The sequence below is a fragment of the Halalkalibacter flavus genome (assembly GCF_036663575.1).
GTDB classification, from domain to species: domain Bacteria; phylum Bacillota; class Bacilli; order Bacillales; family Bacillaceae_D; genus Halalkalibacter; species Halalkalibacter flavus.
This window is the reverse complement of the sequence record NZ_JAWRVK010000001.1, coordinates 58,251-76,875: the sequence shown is the minus strand read 5'-3', so window position 1 is coordinate 76,875 and position 18,625 is coordinate 58,251. Positions and strand designations below refer to the sequence as shown.

Here is an 18,625-nt window from a genome sequence, read left to right as displayed (position 1 = left end):
CTTCAGTACTAATAATATTAAATAGAGTAGTTAAAGAGAGAGGAAAATAATAGTGGACAAATATGTTTTAATAACAGGCGGGGAATTATTCAATAAAGGTGCACAATCTATGACTTTTGTTGCAGTAGATGAAGTTAAAAAGAGGTTTCCTAATAAAAAAGTTATTCTTCTTTCTAGTGCAGACTATGAGCGATCAGAGGATGAGAAGGGTCAATATAAATTTGAAATATTACCTTTTAATACAGGTATTAATCTAGAGTTATTAGGAGGTTTATATAAACTTCTTTGGAACGCTAAAGGAAACAAAAAGGACAAAAAGAATTATGAACCAATGTTAACTAAACTAAGAAGCATATTGAAAAATACAGACGCAATTATAGATATAAGTGGGTATGCCTTATCTTCTCAGTTTGGGGCTGGTAGATCATTTGGTTATCTTTCTAGAATTATGCTTGCGAAGAAATATAATATAAAAATGTACCTTATGCCTCAATCATTTGGCCCTTTTTCCTATAGCGGAGTAGGTAAAGTATTGATAAATTCTCTTATGAAGCAAAATATGAAGTATCCCGAAGTCGTTTATGCTAGAGAACAAGAGGGGTTTGAGCTATTAGAAAAGCAGTATTCCTTAAAAAATATAAAAAAGTCATTTGACTTAGTTCTATTAAATAAGGGAGTTGATTTAACTAATGTATATAATTCAGTTCCTATATTAAAGAACTTTGATGAGGTGGAAGGGGTAGCTATTGTCCCAAATATGAAAAATTTTAAGCATGGAAATACAAGTCAAGTTATGGCTTTATACGATAACATCATTAATAAATTGATTGGATCTGGGAAAAACGTTTATCTTATTCGTCATTCTTTTGAGGATATTGAAGCTTGTAAGATGATAAAAGAAAGGTTTAAAACTAATAATAAAGTGATTATGTATGGAGAAGATATGAGTTGCTTTGAATTTGACAAATTAGTTCAAAGGTTCGATTTTATTATAGGATCAAGATTTCACTCAATAGTGCATGCTTATAAAAATTCTATACCGTGTATTGCTTTGGGGTGGGCAACTAAATATCATGAATTGTTGAAAGCATTTAAGCAGGAAGATTACATTTTTGATGTTAGAGGAGATTTACAAGCGGATAAAGTAGAGCGCGCTTTAGACAAGATGCTGATGCAACATCAGAGTGAGTCTAATGTTATAAAAGATTCATTAATAAAATTACAAAACCATAATGTATTTGATGTGATTAAAAAGTAATATAATTTTTACGGGGGGGGGGATAATTTAAAAATTCCTCCCTTTGTCTTTTTATAATTTTTTATATTTTGATTAGTAACGTTTTATTCTAAATTATAATGAAAGTAAGAAGTGATATATTTGGAGAAATCATTAAAAAGTAAAACGGTCAAGGGAATTAAGTGGACTACATTAAATACAATCTTCAACTCATTTAGTTATCCTTTATATCAAGTGGTATTAGCCGTATTATTACTTCCTCAAGATTTTGCGTATATAGCGATAATAAGTTTATTTGTTACATTGTCTGTATTATTAAATAATTTAGGCATTGGAGAAGCAGTTATACAAAAGGATGAAGTAAACTCATCTCAACTTTCAACACTGTTTTATTTTAGTATTATTATTTCAATTATTATTGCTAGTATTCTATTTGTTACAGCTCCTTATATCGAATCATATTACGGTCTAGTTGAACTTGAAACTATAATACAATTAATTATTATTACTATTGTGCTTAATGGATCAAGTAGTATATTTAGAGTTTGTTTACAAAAAAATCTATTGTTTAAGGAATATTCATTAATACAAATTGTTAGGGTATGTACTGATATGGCTGTAACAATCGTTTTGATTTTACTTGGATATGGGATATTAGGGTATGTATACGGAACAATTGTTGCAACAATATTAAATACCATTCTATTAGTAATCTTTGCTCTGAAGAAAACAGAGATGAAAATATTACTACACTTTAATATTAAAGATGCGTTCCCTTTCTTAAACTTCGGAGTGTCTATATCTTTAAAAAAAATATTGACAGAAGTAAGCCATCGTATTGATGAAATCATAATAGGAGGTATGCTTGCTCCTGAGGTTTTAGGTGTTTACTTTTTTGGTAAAAATTTAATACTTCAGCTGCGTATTTTGATAACTAATACATTTGGACAAGTATTACTTCCAGTATTTTCGAAAATTAAAAAAGACATTGCCAAAATGAGAGAGGTATATAATAGAGTTTCTTATTTTGTAGCCATGATTTCATTTCCAGTTTTTTTAGGGATATCTCTTACAGCCCATTTATTTATACCTATTTTCTTTGGAGATGAGTGGATCGGAAGTGTTGGGGTTATACGAGTTCTTTCAATTGTAATGATATTCTTAGTCTTAACAGCTAATATAGCGACTTCATTACTATATGCTATTAATCGACCTGGCTTGGTATTATCTATAGATATAGTCACAACAATTATATATATAATTTTATTATATTTATTTGGCGATATAGGGCTTAATGTAATTTTAATGTTATATTCATTTTATATTATTCTTAAAACTACATTGTTACAATTTTTTGTAAGTAAAGGATTAGAATATGGCTTTTTATCTTATATTGTTAAACTAAAAAAAATATTCTTATCTACTACTTTAATGACATTAATTATATTAGTTATGCAACTTACTATTTTAAAGGATAGTGATTATCTAATACAATTATTTATTTCTGTCCTATTTGGGGCAATTAGCTATATTGCAATTCAGTTGCTTATTGATAGAAAAAATACTAGTGCTTTAGTAAAGGTTTTCTTAAAAAGAAAACTGAAAAAAGCTTCATAATTTCTAAGGAGCGTAAAACTTGCAGAAGATCAGGGACGGTTCTTATATGGGGCATTTGGAAGTTTTTTCTCGGATTTTACAACTTTAAGAGTAGTGTAAAAGATTAATATGGAAGAGACATATTTAATTCTGATATTAATTGTAAATTTTTGAATACCCTAGCAAGAAGGAAGTTTTAAAGTTTTTGTGTTCTATATTCTAAATTTAGATTAAAAATTCCTTCTTCTTATGCTTCTTGGAATGATCTCTAAATTAATATCCTAATACTTTAAATAGAACTCGTCCTAAGGCTTAATAGTACTTGTTATTAGACAATTTCTATTTGGTTTGCAATAAGGAAAAATTTCTGGTATAGAAGTAGACTAATTGTTGGCCAACAGTCTTTTCCGTAACATGGTAATAAAAATAAAAGTAGAGTTTTTAAAAAGCTTTTTGAAATGGTTAATATAAAAAATAGCATAAAAAAAGGTAGGAGATAATATGTACAAAATAGCAGTAGCAGGAACTGGCTATGTCGGCCTAGTAGCTGGCGTATGTTTTGCAGAAGTGGGGCATCAAGTAACTTGTGTCGATATAGATGAAAATAAAGTAAACAAGATGAAACAAGGCAATTCACCAATTTACGAAGCAGATTTAGAAGAATTAATGCAGAAAAACTATGATGCTAGAAGAATCGATTATACGACTGATTACAAATCAGCTTACAAAGACGCCGATGCAATCTTTATTGGGGTAGGAACTCCAGAGCAGCCAGATGGTTCTGCTAACCTTTCATACATTGCAACGGTAGCTAGACAAATTGCTGAATCAGTAGAAAAAGATTGTTTAGTCGTCGTTAAATCAACAGTACCGGTTGGAACAAATGACAAAGTAGAACAGTTTATTCAAGACTTTTTGGTTAATGATGTAAGAGTAGAAGTGGCATCAAACCCAGAGTTTCTAGCACAAGGATCAGCCGTACATGATACGCTATATGCGGAACGAGTTGTAATTGGGACTGAAAGCAAATGGGCTGAAGATATTCTTATGGGGCTATATGAGCCTTTCCACCTTCCCATTGTCTCTGTAAACAGACGATCAGCAGAAATGATTAAGTATGCTTCAAATGACTTTTTAGCTTTGAAAATCTCTTATATGAATGACATCGCCAACCTTTGTGAACTAGTTGGTGCTGATATTCAAGATGTAGCAAAAGGAATGAGCTATGACGAGCGTATTGGAAGTAAATTCTTAAATGCTGGAATTGGATATGGTGGATCATGCTTCCCTAAAGATACAAAAGCATTAGAAAATATTGCAAGGCAGAACGGTTATGAACTGAAAACCGTTAAAGCAGCGATTGATGTAAACCAGGAACAAAAGACAATGTTATATAAAAAAGCTAGACAAAGACTTATCACATTTAGTGGTCTAAAGGTAGCTGTTTTAGGATTGACTTTTAAACCTGGAACGGATGATCTTCGTGAAGCAGCTTCTCTTGAGAACGTTCCATTGTTATTAGAACAAGGGGCTGATATCTATGCGTTTGACCCTGTAGGTGCTGACAATTTTGCAAAAGTGCATCCAGAAGGTAAAAATGGTAAAGGAAGCATTACGTATGTTAGTAATGTAGAAGAAGCTTTAAAAGATGCGAATGTTTGTTTTATCTTTACTGAGTGGGGTGAAGTGAAGGCAGTTACACCTGAAGCTTATAAGGCATTGATGAGAACTCCTTTAGTGTATGATGGAAGAAATATCTACAAGGTGGCTGACATGCAAGAAGCAGGAGTGGAGTATCATTCTATTGGCCGAAAGCCAGCTAGTAGAGAAGCTGTAAAGGAGTCGAAGAGTAATGGATTACAAAGCATTGGATCCTAATAAAAAGTACCTAATTACAGGGGCAGCAGGTTTCATTGGTTACTTTTTATCTAAGAAACTATTAGAACAAGGCTGTACAGTCATTGGTGTAGATAATGTTAATGATTATTATGATGTCAATTTGAAACATACTCGCTTAGATCAACTAAAGCCTTTTGAGAACTTTACCTTTATTAAAGGGGATATTTCAGATAAAGAGTTAGTTACTAGGATCTTTGAAGAGAACAAGCCGAATGTTGTTGTGAATTTAGCGGCTCAAGCGGGAGTGCGTTATTCTATTGAGAATCCAGATGTTTATATTCAAAGTAATATTATTGGGTTCTATAACATCCTGGAAGCTTGTCGATACTATCCGGTTGATCATCTTGTCTATGCTTCATCTAGTTCGGTATATGGAGCAAATAAGAAGGTTCCTTTTGAGGAAACCGATTTTGTGGACAACCCAGTATCTCTTTATGCTTCTACGAAGAAATCAAATGAGTTAATGGCTCATACGTATAGTCATCTTTATAAGATTCCTGCTACTGGACTTCGTTTCTTTACTGTTTACGGACCTATGGGAAGACCAGATATGGCATATTTCGGTTTTACCGATAAGTATTTTGCGGATGAATCTATAAAGATCTTTAATAATGGTGACTTTGAAAATGACCTTTATCGTGACTTCACTTATGTAGATGATATTGTCATTGGAATTGAGCGACTCATTGGTAAACCGCCAGAGGCTGAACCTGTTTCTCATAAAGTCTTTAACATTGGAAATAACAATCCGGAGAAGTTGATGGCCTTTATTGAAACGTTAGAGAAGTGTTTAAGTAAGGCTACTGGTAAAGAAGTAGTATTTAAAAAGGACTTTGAGCCAATTAAGCCAGGCGATGTACCGGCTACGTATGCTTCCACGGATCAATTGCAAGAGGCTGTTGGGTTTAAGCCGAAGACATCGATTGAGGATGGGTTACAGAAGTTTGCTGATTGGTATGTGGAGTATTATAAGAAGCAGTAAGGATTGCTTAGGAATTTTGAGTTTTTAATTTGGTTAGCCGTTGAGCTTTATAGTTTGGCGGCTATATTTATTTGACTGTGTACTTTAACGCGGTAATGCGTTAAACATTTTTCTGTGGGAAAAGGTAAGTCCTTTGAGTAGCGTTGATTTTGTTATAAAATGTTTTGGAAGGTAATTGACAGAGAATCTGTTTAGTAGAAGATTAATGTTCAGCTAATACATAAAGGAAAAAGTAGGAGGAACTAAAGAAGCACGGGGACGGTTCTCTTGCTTTCCGATCTGAATTTATCGTGATGTAATATAATATAACTACATTTTTCCATTTAAATAACCAGATTAAGTGTTTGTAAGTCTATCAATAGAGTAGTATGCTCCGAATTATAATTAAGTTATGCAAGTAGCGTCATAATTGTTTGGACGTTTTTTATACTTTTTTAAACAAGATTAATTTTAATTAAGTAAAAAATCGAGGGGTAAACATGTACAAAATAGCAGTAGCAGGAACAGGCTATGTCGGCTTAGTAGCAGGAATTTGTTTTGCTGAAGTTGGCCATCAAGTAGCCTGCGTAGATATCGATAAAGAAAAAGTGAAATTAATGAAATCGGGAGTTTCTCCAATCTATGAAGCAGGATTAGAAGAGTTAATGCAGAAAAACTATCTTCTGGAAGAATCGATTATTCAACTGATTACAAATCAGCCTACAAAGATGCGGATGCCATTTTTATCGGTGTAGGTACTCCAGAACAGCCAGATGGTTCTGCTAACCTTTCTTACATGATTAAAGGTTCCTGTCACTCCTCGAAAAATGTCGATAGGCTAGAAGGTAAACGTTCTTAGTTCGATAGGGACGTTTTTTATGTATATTTATAGGTTACACATTAAATAAATTAAAAATCAGGAGGAATCCCCATGAGGAAGCATGGGGACGGTTCTCGTGCTTCCTAACTAACTGACACCTTTTAATACATATACATGTATAGATATATTTGTTTAGAGGGAGTTAAGTGGCTTGTTTGTTGACAATCGGATGATCTATATACTGGATCATTGACCAATGGAGCATGACTATGTGTAGAAGAGCACAAGAAGCACCCCTTTCTAGGCATTTGAATACCATATGATAATGCGTGCCTGGCACCACCCGAATTTTGTCGAGAATTTTGGGGATGAAATCCAATAATTGGAGGAAACGTATTGAATGTGAGTGTTCATCCTTTTTCTGGAAAGAAGAAGCACGGGGACGGTTCTCTTGCTTTCCGATCTGAATTTATCGTGATGTAATATAATATAACTACATTTTTCCATTTAAATAACCAGATTAAGTGTTTGTAAGTCTATCAATAGAGTAGTATGCTCCGAATTATAATTAAGTTATGCAAGTAGCGTCATAATTGTTTGGACGTTTTTTATACTTTTTTAAACAAGATTAATTTTAATTAAGTAAAAAATCGAGGGGTAAACATGTACAAAATAGCAGTAGCAGGAACAGGCTATGTCGGCTTAGTAGCAGGAATTTGTTTTGCTGAAGTTGGCCATCAAGTAGCCTGCGTAGATATCGATAAAGAAAAAGTGAAATTAATGAAATCGGGAGTTTCTCCAATCTATGAAGCAGGATTAGAAGAGTTAATGCAGAAAAACTATCTTCTGGAAGAATCGATTATTCAACTGATTACAAATCAGCCTACAAAGATGCGGATGCCATTTTTATCGGTGTAGGTACTCCAGAACAGCCAGATGGTTCTGCTAACCTTTCTTACATGATTAAAGGTTCCTGTCACTCCTCGAAAAATGTCGATAGGCTAGAAGGTAAACGTTCTTAGTTCGATAGGGACGTTTTTTATGTATATTTATAGGTTACACATTAAATAAATTAAAAATCAGGAGGAATCCCCATGAGGAAGCATGGGGACGGTTCTCGTGCTTCCTAACTAACTGACACCTTTTAATACATATACATGTATAGATATATTTGTTTAGAGGGAGTTAAGTGGCTTGTTTGTTGACAATCGGATGATCTATATACTGGATCATTGACCAATGGAGCATGACTATGTGTAGAAGAGCACAAGAAGCACCCCTTTCTAGGCATTTGAATACCATATGATAATGCGTGCCTGGCACCACCCGAATTTTGTCGAGAATTTTGGGGATGAAATCCAATAATTGGAGGAAACGTATTGAATGTGAGTGTTCATCCTTTTTCTGGAAAGAGTCTGTTTTTATAGATTTTTACTTGAGCTTGCCGTTATAAGAATCATTAATCCACTCTTGTATTTCTTATTTCGGCACATAGTTTTGTAGTGCTGTGGTGACACGGGGGACGTGTGACTGTTACCCTTACCACCTATTAACTAGATGGATTTTTTCCCTTGTTCTTATCTTTGTTCTTTGTTTCCTTCTTAACAAGATAGTAAATCCTAATACCGTGGAATGTAACAACCCAAACAATATTCGAAAGTATAACGATAATCGCACCGTAAGCTAAAAGTTTCACATAGCAAAAAGACCTTCATCGTTACAGAAGGTCTTTGAGTTCATATCAAGTTATTAACTATTTAATTTTAACTTGATAATTTTGGTAACAGCCATAGATAACGGTATCAAACTAAATAAAACTATAAGCCAAAAGGAGCGTTCGCTATAGTGATTTCCGTTTAATACTATTGCTAAAATTATAATAAAGAGTATTAAGCCCCCACTAATATAATAATAACCAATTTTACCAAAGGGTCTAGCTACTAAAATGATAAGTGAGAAGATACATATAAAAATAGCTATTTGAATGAGGAAATTCATATTACACCTCCTTTATAACGTGATGTTACCTTCCTTTTGCAGTAACGCTTGGTGGAGCCCATCTAAAGGTTACAATTACCCCTCTGGAGTTTTTGTTATCTCTAATGATTCTGTACATATAGTTATTACCTACTGCCATTATAACAGCAGCAGCAGATGCTGCTATAGCCACTGGAAAAACCCCTCCCAATAATCCCGAAATAGCTGCTACCGAACCCCAATTAAAAGTACGATCATTAAAAGTGTTTTCCCAACGGTTTGCTTCAGTTCTAGACATAGTCCATTCTGCGCCCCACCAATAATAATTCACACTAGAAAAAGTAGTTATAAGGTCATCTGTTTGCTCCTCAGATGTTTGTTCTATAAGGTGATAAGTTTTATTCTTTTCATCTAATTCAATAAATCCTTCATCTACTAACTTATTTATTGCACTTACACTTTCATCATAAAAATCATAGACAAATTTATCAACTTCTTTTTTAGCTTTTGGATGTAATTTCAGCTTATTACCATTGCTTCTTATGTATTCATCCATAATAGGAATTGCATCAATAATGGCGACTCTTTGTTCTTCTGATAATTCATTTAACCCTGTATCTTCGGAAGCTGCGGCACTTCCAATATCAGTAGTGAATAGTGTTAGTACAAGGACTAGACTTAAAATAGATAACAATGACTTTCTTAACATAAAATCTACCTCCAATTGAATTTAAGTACATTTTTTATAGTAATCAAAAAGTTAATTTTTGTAAATGGTAGATTTTATTGGAAGGATAATAGAGTTTATTCAATATCGGACTTGTCCATATTTTGGAGGAGGTGCCAGTCACTCCCGGAAGATTGCTAGATTTTGTCGATACGAAACCACCCTTGCTCCTCTTTTGATAGAGGAGCAAGGGATTTCTTGCGGTTAGGAATATACAAATATCAGTATTGGTAGGAAGCACGGGGACGGTTCTCGTGCTTCCAAAAAAATTGTCACTCTTTTACAATATCAATAATACATGTACAGGTATTAGTGTGTGTATTAATGATAAATGTGTTATTTTCTCAAAATGGAAAATTTCCCCAAAAGACTTTGTTTTAACCAAAATTCCAACTAAGGATTAGTAATCTAGTAATTGTACGCCAGCGAAAGTACAAATGCGGTATAATCTTCTTATAAAATAGACTTAACAAAGGAGCGGTTTCATGAGCGATTATTCATCACCTGTTGTACATTCAGTTGCAAAGATACTCGATCTTAGTAAAGACTTAGAAAACAAACTTCAAGGCTACTTAATCTAACCGCCCGTCGCCTCCAAATGTTGGCGAAGCACGGGGACGGTTCTCGTGCTTCCTAACTAACTGACACCTTTTTAATACATATACATGTATATGTATATTTGTTTAGAGGGAGTTAAGTGGCTTGTTTGTTGATAATCGGATGGAATATATAATGGATTATTGACCAATGGAGCAAGACTATGTGTAGTAGGTTCAACTGAACAGTAAGCGAATAATTTCAATAAACATGAAAATTTCTCATTATGCTAGTTTTGTGTGTAGAGAGGAATACTTGGATTCTCGATAGGTTTAAGAAGCAAAAGAACCGTCCCGCTGCTCCTTCGCTGCTCCTCTTTTTTCAGAAACACAAAAATATAATGAAAAAAGCAATTAAATAGTATATGATAGATTCTATAGAAAATCAAAATAATCAGAATCATTCCTCCTATTCTTCTAATAAAAACGAACAATCACCTCCATACCTCTAGAACAGCGACGTGTAAAACTTCGAACATATTCCCTATATACCCTGCATAAAAACACCTCATTTTCCATTCTAACAACCATATAATAAAGAATTTAGTGTCTGGAGGAACCCATATGTCCGAGAAAATATCGAGTATTGGTTTGAAAGGCTTAGAAGGTTACCTTGTCCAAGTGGAAGTCCAAGTCATCGACGGAATAGAGTCGATTGTCGTCGTAGGACTGCCGGATGCATCTGTCAAAGAGTCGAAAGAGAGAGTATCGGCAGCATTACATAGTATGGGATTTCCATTAGTCGATAAGAAAGTCGTCGTTAACTTATCTCCTGCCGAGCAAAAGAAAAACGGTCCTTTGTTTGATCTTGCTATAGCATTCGGCATCTTAAAAAGCGGTAATTTCATACAGGAGAGAATTCCGAGCGAGACAGGATTTATCGGAGCGCTTTCGTTAGACGGGTCCGTACTACCTGTTGAAGGAATGATTGCTGCTGTACTCGCGGCAAAGAAATTGAAACTACAAAAGCTTTTCCTTCCGTATGATCCATCTATTCCCCCTATCGAACTAGCAAACTTAGAACTCATATACATTTCCTCTGTTCAAGATGTCATAGATCATCTAGCTGGGCGAACACCCCTTCCATTTATTGAACCTAAACCCATTTGGAAAGAAGAGAAGGTTGTAGAACGAGATTTCCAGCAAATTATCGGTCATGAATTTGCCAAGAGAGCTCTAGAGATTGCTGCAGCTGGTGAGCATTATGTGTTGATGGATGGCCCTCCAGGCTGTGGGAAAAGCCTCTTAGCAGAAACATTTCCTTCGATCCTGCCTCCGCTATCAAAAGAGGGACAACTCGAAAAAATAAGCTTATATCAATTAGCAGGTGCCCCTAACAACTCCCTTTCTATGCCTCCTTACAGACACCCTCATCATTCTGCATCGGCTGTAGCGCTGATTGGTGGGGGAACAAATCCGAAACCTGGTGAAGTTTCCTTAGCTCATCGCGGCGTTCTTTTCCTAGACGAACTGGCAGAATTCTCAAAGAAAACGTTAGACATGTTGAGACAACCGTTAGAAAACGAAAAAGTAACGATTAGCCGCGTTCACTCCACTGTTACATATCCCGCAAAATTCATTTTTATCGCAGCAATGAACCCTTGTCCTTGCGGGTATTTCGGTTCCAATGTCCAGTATTGTCGTTGTTCAGAGAAACAAATAAAAACGTACCAAAACCGAGTCTCAGGACCGATCCTTGATCGTATCGATATTTTGTTACCACTAAGACCCGTAAAACTAACAGGAAAGGATTTTAAAGGGATAGAATCATCAGATGCAATCAAAAAACGAGTACAAGCCGCTAGAGAGAAGCAATATGAACGATACGGAAAGGAAATCTGTAACGGAAGTGTACCGTTTGAGAAATTAGTGGCCTACTCACCTTTGACAGACGAACAGCAACACCATGTACAGCGTTTATCTATACAAGAAGGACTTAGCAACAGGGTCCAAATTAAACTCATTCGCTTAGCTAGGACAATTGCTGACTTAAAGGGGGAAGGTCTAATTAGTAATGGTAGTTTATTAATGGCGATGAAGTTAAGAAAGTTAAAGGCTGACTCCATGATAGGTCGGGATATGTTGACTGGGGAGGATGGGGATGTGACATACCGATGAACTGACAAAAAATGAGCAAAAGTGTGGTGATGGCAATGCCTCGTAAGGCTAGGGAAAAAAGCAAAACCGGGATCTACCATATTATGTGGAGGGGAGCAGGAGGACAGGATATTTTTCATGATGATGAGGACCGCCTCAAATACCTTGAAACGGTTTTGAAGTATAAAAAAAGATTGGATATGACGGTATATGGTTGGTGTCTAATGAGTAATCATATTCATTTATTATTACGAGAAGGAAATGAGGATATTTCGATTACAATGAAGCGAATGGGAGTAAGTTATGTTTCTTATTATAATTGGAAGTATCGCATGAGAGGACACCTGTTTCAGGATAGATTCAATAGTGAAAATGTTGAGACCGATCAGTATGTGCGGACAGTAATAAGGTATATTCACCAAAATCCGCTAAAAGCAGGGATGGTTGATCAGGTTGACGACTATAGATGGAGTAGCTGCCGTGGCTACTACGGGGAATCCGTATATCCATCGGGATTACTTGATGCTGAATTTATCTTAGGAATGTTTTCTAGTAAAGAGGGGGTCAAGAGAAAAAGGTTTAAGGAATTTAATGAAAAGAGAAATCATGATCAGTGTCTTGACGAACCAATTTATAAACGAAGATTATCTGATGAAGAAGCGCGGGTTGAGATAAAAAAGGTTCTTGGTCAGGTAGAAATACCGCAAGTGAAGAGTTTGCCAAGGGTTAGACGAAATGAGTTATTGTCTAAAATAAAAAGAATTGATGGAGTATCAGGGCGACAGGCTGCGAGGATTTTGGGAGTCTCTCCTGCTCTTGTTTTTAAAGTGTAATTGGTGGATAGTTACCGTGAGAAACATAGGGACGGTTCTTATATTTTTATTATTTCCTGATAGACAAGGAATAGGTGCGTTGTTCCACTTATCGCTTAAATTGTAAGGCTAGGGAATGGCAATAATCATGCTACAGAAGTTGCAGAAACACGAGAACCGTCCCGGTGTTTCCTGGAGGAGACTGTCGAACGGTCAGAGAGTAGAAAATTAATTTTTTCGTTTTGGGTTGGTGCTTGCCCGATCTTCGTAATAGTAAACAGCATTTTAATAATTTATTTTATGAAATCTATCAAAGGACTTGTCTGGTAATGATGAAATATGTCATAATATAAATACAGAAAATACAGAAAATAAAGAAAAGGAGGTATGTTAGTTTTATAGGTTTATAGTGAAAAACATTGTCTGTACCCCAAAATAAAAGCATATAAAAAAAGGAGGAGTTTTTATGAACTACAATATTCGTGGTGAAAACTTAGAAATTACTCCAGCTTTACGAGCTTATGTTGAGAAGAAAATTGGGAAACTAGAACGTTACTTTGATACGACTCCGGTTGCGGATGTCAATGTTAGAATGCAGGTATTAAATAACCAGCACATTATTGAGATCACGATTCCAATGTCTCAGCTGTTGCTAAGGGGAGAAGAAGTTCAGACAGATATGTATGCAGCCATTGATGATGTCGCTGATAAATTAGAACGTCAAATTCGCAAACATAAAACAAAAATTAATCGTAAATTTCGCCAAGAGGGAAGCTTAAAATATATGTTTAATAATGACCTCGAACCGCTCGAACAGGAAGATTCACTATCAGACGAGCTTGAGGTAGTCCGAAAAAAACAGTTTAACTTAAAGCCGATGGATGTCGAAGAAGCGATTCTGCAAATGGACATGCTTGGCCATAATTTCTTTGTCTATTACGATGCCGTTAATGGATCAAACAATGTTGTCTACAAACGTCGAGATGGAAAATACGGTTTGATTGAATCTGGCGCATAAGTAGTCATAAAAAGGAGGAAACAGCGTTTCTATGTTCCTCTCTGTGGCTGTAAATACAAAAGTCGTAAAGTTTGGATATGAAATAAAATCAGGGTGTTTATAAATGGATGTAATGTATAGAATAAAGTTTGATCATTTACAAAGCTACATGGTTAAAAATCCTGTATTGACATGCAGGATTTTTTTTATTCAACAATCGGGTCAGATAATTGAATAACACTTGGTAGTTTAATTAGATATTTGTGTTAAAAGTGAAGATAATATCAAAGCCTTACCTATTCCTATCTACACCTGCAATACATAGAAATGTGTATATCACCAAATTGTTAGGTTAGCAGTGGTTTTAATATTTCCTGGTAGGCAAGGAATTGGTGTGTTGTTTCACTTATCGCTTAAGTTGTAAGGCTAGGGAATGAAAATAATTATGCTGCAGAAGTTTGCAGAAACACGAGAACCGTCCCGGTGTTTCTTGTAAGCCCTGGAATCCTTTTCTAAAATATGAATAAGAGCTTGTTTAGATCAAGATACCTAAACACGCTCCTTATTATGATGATTTACTCTTTTTATGGATGCGTAAATTTGTTCAATATCTGTGAGTGTTAGTTCAAATAAATGCTTGTCTTCACTTTTGTAGATTCCTACGTTAATAAGCTTTTTAATTAGTTTCTCTTTACGTGCCTCTACTTGTTTTCGCAATTCTCCCATTGCTATCATCTCCTCTAATTAATCGAGCAGCTTGCCATTCATTTCAGTTTGCTCGGTTTCTTTTTGTCTTTGTGACGAAAAAACAAGTATCATCCGTATTATAGCCAACAATTGGAACTCCAAAACTCATTTTTCATATGTTACAGGAATTTACATATTGAGAATAGAATCAGGCGTAATTCACTTGAGAGTTTTTGTCAGTTTTCTTTATTTTCTTAAATAAATGTTTACAATTAAAGGAATGGAAGAGGCGATGATTCTGCTGAAGAGTTTTTATAGAAGTTGCACGCAATTGCGCGCCTGTCACTTCTTTATAATGGCTTGAGGTGACAGGCTTCCTAGATGGTTCTATCCGAACTCTCTAGGGTCAAACCTTCTTGGTGAAAAGCGCAGAATACAATAAGCTGTTAGATACACTTGTTTTTTAATGACTTGATAGGAGACGTCTACAAGTAGTTCTTTTCCATTATTGAACGTAATGATCGTTTGTGTTTTATCGTTTCCATTTGTCTTTACGTGTTTGATATGCTGGGAGAAAATCCAAATACATTCGTGTAAGGAAGGCGCATGAGTCGGAAATGCATAAATGCACTGATTCGGGTTAATCGGTATCGGAACCTTCTTTTTAATTCCTGTTTTGTGGATGACGCTCTCACGTCTACCAAGGTATTCAGCGCCTCCGTCTAAGCAACCCCCTTCAATTAATTGCAAGGGTTTTTTCTTCACATAGTACGTTTCATTACCTTCTAAAATCATTGCGTCATACTCAAAATGGTTAATCGGTATAATAGCCATTGTGTCTACGTTAATATCGTAACTTGCTAGCACTCTTTTTTTCATCACAATACCTCACCTCTTTTTGATGTTAGGTGGTTACTTAAAACTAGTAACCCCATCCCATTAAGGGCTTGATTTGAAAGGCTGCCTGTTGTCTTGCTTGTTTGTACAGAATGCAATCTCGTTTAATCATGGTGTAGTAGCTAGGATGCAGGACGAAAAGTATATGTTGGTACAGATTTCTCCCCGTTCATATGTTGGAGTAGTCTTGGTTTGTGGCTCGAACGTAGGTGATGAGCAATATGTAATGACTCCTCCTTTCAATTGTATTTTAAAGATTGGGAGTGGTAATACGCGGTTGTGAGGGATTTAACATTAGGAGTATGGTGCTATTGCACACGTCCCTTTCTTATATATAAGGTTATCTCTTATTTTCATAATATTCTATAATTTAGGTATAAATTCTTACATAATATTACAAAAGACATGTCATTATCAGAGTCTTTTTGCCTGAATTTGTCGAGTGACGCCACCCATTATGTGTATTACGAGGGATCCATTTTCTGATCACGAAGTACATGGTTTCGTAGTTTCCTTAAGGCTCCTTTTTTCCAGGCGCGCACCGTTGGGGTGGAAACGTTGAACTCGCTGGCGATCTCGGCTGTTTTCTTTTGTTTAATGATGGATTCTATGACCCATGTTTTTTCTCGTTCACTTAAATCGACCAAGTAACTCTCAAGTAATTCTGATTCAAGGGGAACCGTCTCATGGCTCGTGGGAACAGCTTTTAGCAACTCATCTCCTGTATAGGAATGGCGTTCGCTATATTTACCTTCTTTGCTCAAAGCAATCATCATTCTTCCACGAATGTAGGAAATGGCATACGTAGAGAAGTTCCCTTTCTCCGGATTGAAATTTCGATAGGCATCCCAAAGAGCAAGGCAGCCGATTTGATAGAACTCATCATGGTCTTTGTAAATACGCAGCATAACTAGTTGCTTTTTGATCGCAGGCTGAAAATTCTTTAGGACTTCTTCAAACGATGTTTGATTTTTATTCACTTTTTTATCCTTTTCGAAAACGCGTTTTCTCGATTATTCCGCCGGTATGTTTACGATAAGCGAAAGTTGAAAGGTCGTCATATCGCGAAAACTGCATTTTCTAAGGTAGGGAGGAAGTGATTTTTGTATTTTCCCCTAGAACATTTTGTGAAAATCTAGCAGAGGAGAGAGAAGATTTTCGTAGGATGGGTGTTTTTCATTATGGTGCCAGTTTCTCCCCGAATAATAGCTTTTTCGGTGAAGGATGGATGCTCACTCATTTTCTGCCTCTGTTAATCCGAGCTACTTGAAGCGAGCTTGGAATCGTTTCAACGGAGAAGCCTGTTTCAAAAGCCACTTGTTTCTTCGTAATCCGGTAGATGCCAATTTGAGTCACTTGCGGATTGGTGAGAAGATACATGAAAAAGAACTTATCCTCCGGTGTCATCTCCTCTATCACTATTTGGTCCTTCCAGAACCTTGTTTGGATCATACGGAATTTAGCCATATGGAGATCCTCCTATTTGTATGTATGTTTTCATACTGTAATATAAAGCTAAGTTGATTTTGGTAGGAGGGTTACAAAAAAATTAGTTTAGGTGCCGTCACTCCTCGAATATTACAAGATTTTTTCGAATTGAGACACTTATGCTCCTCCGTTAAAGAGGAAAAAAATGCATTTATAACGAAAAGTGTCCCTAAGTCCTTTTTTTATCATGTTTTACTCTGGGGAATATAAACTCCACAAATCACATATATAATTCATGGAATTCAATAAGAAATACACATCAGTTAGCTTATTGCTCCAAATGAAAATACCTACCTAAAAATGAGGTGACTCATGAAGTCCATTAAAACAAATAAAGAAGGTCCTAAAGGAACACTACTTGCTGGAAATCTAATAGACTTTCGAAAAGATCCGCTCCATTTTTTAAACGATTTACGGTTAAACTATGAAAGAGTTGCAAAAATTCGCTTTGCCAATAGACAGATCTACATGCTAATGAGTCCAGACTTGATCAAAGAAGCATTAGTGACAAAGTCGGCTTCCTTTGAAAAATCAAAAGCGTTTAAAGAGATTAACCCATTAGTAGGTGAGGGGTTGCTAACGAGTGAGGGCGAGTTTCACCTGCGTCAACGACGGATGATGCAGCCTTCTTTTAAGAAAACGCATATCAAATTGTATGCAGATCAAATGAGTAAGGTAGCAATAGCGGCGATTGAGGAATGGCAGGTTGATGAAGAAAGGAACCTTCATGCTGATATGATGAATATAGCATTGGGGATTATCAGTAAAACGATGTTCAGTATGGATATGAAAGAAAGTCATCAAACAATTGGTGCACCGATAGATGAAGCAATACGTATCGCGACAAAACGAATTCGCTCTTTAATGAAAATACCAAAAGCTATTCCGACAAAAGAGAATCAACAATTTAAAGAATCATTGCGCATATTAAATGAAGTGGTCTACGGTATCATCTCCCATCGCAGGGAAGCAAATGACGCAGCAAACTACGATGATTTACTAGGAATATTGATGAAAGCAACAGACGAGACAGATCACACCCATATGACAGATAAGCAGCTTCGTGATGAAGTGATGACCATCTTTTTAGCTGGTCATGAAACAACGGCTAATGCGATGTCTTGGGCCTTATACTTACTCGCACAGCATCCTGATATCCAAGCGAACGCTCAAACTGAAATTGATCAGGTCGTAGGAGACTCCCAAATCCGTATCGAACATACCGAGCAACTTACCTATTTAAGGAATGTCATAAATGAAACTCTGCGTCTTTACCCACCAGCCTGGATGTTTGGGAGGGAGGCCACCTGTGACGTACAAATCGGGGAGAATCTTGTGAAGGCTGGCCAAAATGTGATGGTCAGTCCATATATTACGCATCGGTTAGAAGAATACTATCAGGACCCTAATATTTTCCAACCAGAACGCTTCGAAAAGGATTTTCTTAGAAGCATTCCAACTTACGCCTTCTTCCCATTTGGCGGTGGTCCAAGGGTTTGTATCGGTAACCATTTCGCTATGTTAGAAGCAACCATTGTCTTGGCAACTGTATTACAAAAGTACACGGTTTCGCCCATACGACCAAACCAAAAGGTGGAGGCCGAGCCGCTTATTACATTGAGACCTAAAGGTGGTGTGGTATTGAGAGTGGTGAGGAGGTGAAGGGACATGGGTCAGGTACGTTGTCCCACAGTTCTTGTCTGTTTACAGGTGGGTGGATAACAGAGGGTTATCCACCTTTTTTGTGTTATACACAACGGTCTGCTGAATTTGTCAATTTTGAAGCTAGATATCCACAGTAAATTCTTTGTGGGCCGAGGAACCTGACCCCCTG

General features: G+C 36.1%; 12 protein-coding genes and 3 pseudogenes. 10 read left to right on the top strand and 5 right to left on the bottom strand.

Features of this window, described 5'->3' with window-relative positions:
• Nucleotides 1-52 precede the first annotated feature (52 nt).
• The 6 genes and pseudogenes from SAY88_RS00305 to SAY88_RS00280 all read left to right on the top strand — a co-directional run.
• The gene (locus SAY88_RS00305; protein WP_332628463.1) at nt 53-1,258 is read left to right on the top strand and encodes a polysaccharide pyruvyl transferase family protein; all 1,206 of its coding nucleotides are present in this window, start codon (nt 53-55) and stop codon (nt 1,256-1,258) included.
• Nucleotides 1,259-1,378: 120 nt separating this feature from the next.
• Nucleotides 1,379-2,854, top strand: coding sequence for an oligosaccharide flippase family protein (locus tag SAY88_RS00300; RefSeq protein WP_332628462.1), 1,476 nt, complete (start codon nt 1,379-1,381; stop codon nt 2,852-2,854).
• Nucleotides 2,855-3,334: 480 nt separating this feature from the next.
• Complete coding sequence (locus SAY88_RS00295; protein WP_332628461.1) at nt 3,335-4,711, top strand: UDP-glucose dehydrogenase family protein; 1,377 nt, start codon at nt 3,335-3,337, stop codon at nt 4,709-4,711.
• Nucleotides 4,686-5,714: a GDP-mannose 4,6-dehydratase gene (locus tag SAY88_RS00290; RefSeq protein ID WP_332628459.1), complete on the top strand. Its 1,029-nt coding sequence runs from the start codon at nt 4,686-4,688 to the stop codon at nt 5,712-5,714. Before SAY88_RS00295 ends, SAY88_RS00290 begins: the two co-directional genes overlap by 26 nt.
• Before the next feature lie 479 nt (nt 5,715-6,193).
• Nucleotides 6,194-6,531 (top strand): annotated as a pseudogene (locus SAY88_RS00285) (3-hydroxyacyl-CoA dehydrogenase NAD-binding domain-containing protein); the annotation flags it as partial.
• A 645-nt stretch (nt 6,532-7,176) separates the two neighbouring features.
• Nucleotides 7,177-7,514, top strand: a pseudogene (locus SAY88_RS00280) (3-hydroxyacyl-CoA dehydrogenase NAD-binding domain-containing protein); the annotation flags it as partial.
• 1,022 nt (nt 7,515-8,536) lie between these two features.
• On the opposite strand, the gene SAY88_RS00275 reads toward SAY88_RS00280, so the two are convergent.
• Nucleotides 8,537-9,199 carry a hypothetical protein gene (locus tag SAY88_RS00275; protein ID WP_332628458.1) on the bottom strand — a complete coding sequence of 221 codons (663 nt, stop codon included), beginning with the start codon at nt 9,197-9,199 and terminating at the stop codon, nt 8,537-8,539.
• A gap of 1,178 nt (nt 9,200-10,377) precedes the next feature.
• Here SAY88_RS00275 and SAY88_RS00270 point away from each other — a divergent pair.
• From SAY88_RS00270 to hpf, 3 genes are all read left to right on the top strand, one after another.
• The gene (locus SAY88_RS00270) at nt 10,378-11,931 is read left to right on the top strand and encodes a YifB family Mg chelatase-like AAA ATPase (RefSeq protein ID WP_332628457.1); all 1,554 of its coding nucleotides are present in this window, start codon (nt 10,378-10,380) and stop codon (nt 11,929-11,931) included.
• Nucleotides 11,932-11,942: 11 nt separating this feature from the next.
• The gene (locus SAY88_RS00265; protein WP_332628456.1) at nt 11,943-12,743 is read left to right on the top strand and encodes a transposase; all 801 of its coding nucleotides are present in this window, start codon (nt 11,943-11,945) and stop codon (nt 12,741-12,743) included.
• A gap of 445 nt (nt 12,744-13,188) precedes the next feature.
• Entirely contained in the window at nt 13,189-13,740 is a 552-nt protein-coding gene (gene hpf, locus SAY88_RS00260) for a ribosome hibernation-promoting factor, HPF/YfiA family (protein WP_332628455.1), read from the top strand.
• Nucleotides 13,741-14,268: 528 nt separating this feature from the next.
• Here hpf and SAY88_RS00255 read toward each other — a convergent pair.
• From SAY88_RS00255 to SAY88_RS00240, 4 genes and pseudogenes are all read right to left on the bottom strand, one after another.
• Entirely contained in the window at nt 14,269-14,445 is a 177-nt protein-coding gene (locus SAY88_RS00255) for a Fur-regulated basic protein FbpA (RefSeq protein WP_332628454.1), read from the bottom strand.
• 348 nt (nt 14,446-14,793) lie between these two features.
• On the bottom strand, nt 14,794-15,285 hold the full coding sequence (locus SAY88_RS00250) for a competence protein ComK (RefSeq protein ID WP_332628453.1): 492 nt from the start codon (nt 15,283-15,285) through the stop codon (nt 14,794-14,796).
• 482 nt (nt 15,286-15,767) lie between these two features.
• Nucleotides 15,768-16,283, bottom strand: coding sequence for a sigma-70 family RNA polymerase sigma factor (locus SAY88_RS00245; RefSeq protein WP_332628452.1), 516 nt, complete (start codon nt 16,281-16,283; stop codon nt 15,768-15,770).
• A gap of 286 nt (nt 16,284-16,569) precedes the next feature.
• Nucleotides 16,570-16,770 (bottom strand): annotated as a pseudogene (locus SAY88_RS00240) (DNA replication protein DnaD); the annotation flags it as partial.
• 333 nt (nt 16,771-17,103) lie between these two features.
• On the opposite strand from SAY88_RS00240, the gene SAY88_RS00235 reads away from it, so the two are divergent.
• On the top strand, nt 17,104-18,453 hold the full coding sequence (locus SAY88_RS00235) for a cytochrome P450 (RefSeq protein ID WP_332628451.1): 1,350 nt from the start codon (nt 17,104-17,106) through the stop codon (nt 18,451-18,453).
• Nucleotides 18,454-18,625: the final 172 nt, after the last annotated feature.